Raw genomic sequence first — 2338 nt, forward strand, 5'->3', positions numbered from 1 at the left:
CGACTCCGCCACCGGCCCCGTGTCGTCCTGGTGCCGCTCCTGGACGCGGGGCGCGGCCGGTGCCGGCACCTCGTCGTCGCCACGCTCGCACAGGGCCAGCACAGCGGCGTGCGCGTCGGCGTCCAGGCCGAACGGTCGGCGCCCCTCAGCCTCGCCGCGCTGCCACAGGTTCCGCTGCCCCTGCGCCCACGCGCGCAGCAGCTCCCGGGCCTCGCCGGTCTCGACGTCCAGCGCACGGGCCACCTCCCGCCAGGACGCCCCCAGCAGCAGCGCCTCATGGACCCGCGTGCCGCGCCCCTGCTCGACGTCCCGGCGGATGGACTCCCGCAGGGCGAGCACGGCCAGGGCGTCACCGGCCGTCCCGCGCTCCACCTCGTGAGGGAAGTCGGCGGGGAGCAGGTTGTTCATCAGCCGGTCCGCGTGGTCGGTCAGCTTGGCCACCTGCCACGCCAGCGGCGTCACTGCCGGCACCTGGTCCGGCTTCCGGATCTCCAGCGCGTTCCAGCGGGCGCGTTCCTCGGTCGTCATCTCGGTCTCTCTCCTGGTGATGTGCCGGGCCCACGCTGCGGGCCCGGAGGCTGAAAGGGTGGTTACAGGACGCCCTTCAAGGCGTTGTCCTCGTCGCTCCAGCGGTCGGCGGTCTGGATGTAGCCGTCCAGCACCGGGCTGCCATCCACGTGCCCGGAGACGGCAGCGATGGCCTTGCGGTCCTTCCCTGCGTGCCGGGCCTCGGTGATGAGCCCGGAGCGGACGGAGTGCCCGGTGAACCGGACCTTCACCCCGGCCCGGCTCCCGGCCTCCGTGATGAGCGCGCCCACGGAGGCCGGGGCGAGACCGGCGCGGGTGACGCTGCCGGTCCGGTGCATCCGGCGCAGCGCGGGGGAGTCCGGGGTGATCCCGGCGGCTTCCTGCCACGCCAGCCACGCCCGGACGGGGCAGAGGGCCGGGTCGGAGCCGTACGGGACGGCGACCTTGCGCGGGTGGGTCTTCGAGACGCGCACGTCGACGTCCAGGCCCTCGCCGTCGACCAGGACGAGGTCCCGGCCCATGAGGGCGGCTGCCTCATGCCGGCGGGCGGCGATGGAGAACGCCAGGAGCACGGCCGCGCGGTCGCGGAGCCCGGTCAGGGTGTCCGGGCAGGCGGCGGCGATGGCGCGCAGGGCGTCCAGGCGCATCGCGGGCGCCTTGCCCCGGCCGCGCGCAGGCTCCTTGCGCTCGGCCGCCTGCCGCTTGAGGTCCTTCAGTAGCTCCCGGGCGGCCGTGGTCACCTCCGGCGGGATGACGACCTGGTGGTCTCGGCGCAGAGTGACGGCGAGACCGGCGAGCTTGCGGTCGATGGTCGTGGCTGCGCGGTTCTGGTGCTCCCACAGCCACGTCACGTACGCGCGGAGGACGCCGACGCGGACGGCGGCCGTGTCCGGGACGCCGAACTGGGCGGCGAACTCGCACCAGGTGCGCCAGTCGGCCGCGTAGGAGCGGGTGGTGTTGGCGGGGCGCTGGGCGGCGGCGTGGACGTCGGACGCGGCATCGAGGGCGTCCAGGCGCGCGGTCAGCTCGGGGCCGTACTCCGAGGGGAGGACGAGGCCCGTCGGGTGGGTGTCGGGTCCGGGGACGCGGCGGCCGTCGCGGGGCGGGAGGAGCGCCGCGTCGAAGAACGGTTCCGGGTGCCTGCCGCGATCGGCCGGCACGGGGAACAGCGCGTCACCGGAGGGCGGCCCGGGGGTCGACTCCGGGGCGGTCTCGGGTGCCTGATTGGTACTCACGATATGTGAGCTTATCGCGAGTTGTACGGGCGCGGGCGAGAACGCGAGAACTCACACGGGGACATCCGGGGACGTCTGACGGGGGTGCGGACGGCAACGCGGAACCGGGGTCCGGCAGATGGGCTATTGTCCCCGCCCGCCCACGACTGCCCCGGCCTGTCCCCATACGGGCCCGAAGGGAGATCCCCGTGAACCTGCTCGACCCCGAGACGCCGGAGTGGCTGACCCGCGCTCAGTTCGCCGCGCTCCTCCAGGTCCACCCCAAGACGGTGTCCCGCTGGATCGCGGCCGACCCGTCCATGCGGGTGCAGCGGCTCGGCCCGACGGGGCACCGGGTCCGCGTCCACCGGTCGGAGCTGGACCGCGCCCGTACGGCCGCCGCGTCCTGAGCTGCCCGACGTCGACCCGGCCCGGGGGGTACGGAACCGCTCGCCGGTCCGTCCGTGTCCGCCCGCCGGGCGCCGGGCCTGTATCGCATACGCGTCGCGGCTGGTCGGGGCCGACGTCGCCGTATGCAGCCCGCCCCGTTGTGCCCCCCTCCCGGAAGGCCGGTCATGCCGTCGTCTCCTGTCTCC

The 2338-nt window shown here is 74.9% G+C and carries 3 protein-coding genes; 1 reads left to right on the forward strand and 2 read right to left on the reverse strand.

The annotated features are described in order from the left end of the window. Together C593_RS30790 and C593_RS30795 are read right to left on the reverse strand one after the other, a co-directional pair. The coding region (locus C593_RS30790) for a hypothetical protein (RefSeq protein WP_051093844.1) at positions 1-528 on the reverse strand (528 nt) is incomplete at its 3' end. A gap of 62 nt (positions 529-590) precedes the next feature. Next, entirely contained in the window at positions 591-1763 is a 1173-nt protein-coding gene (locus C593_RS30795; protein ID WP_018850710.1) for a tyrosine-type recombinase/integrase, read from the reverse strand. Between the two features lie 188 nt (positions 1764-1951). Between C593_RS30795 and C593_RS0128415 the strand changes: the two genes are divergently transcribed. After that, positions 1952-2152: a helix-turn-helix domain-containing protein gene (locus C593_RS0128415; protein ID WP_018850711.1), complete on the forward strand. Its 201-nt coding sequence runs from the start codon at positions 1952-1954 to the stop codon at positions 2150-2152. Positions 2153-2338: the final 186 nt, after the last annotated feature.

It is taken from the genome of Streptomyces sp. CNT372 (assembly GCF_000377145.1).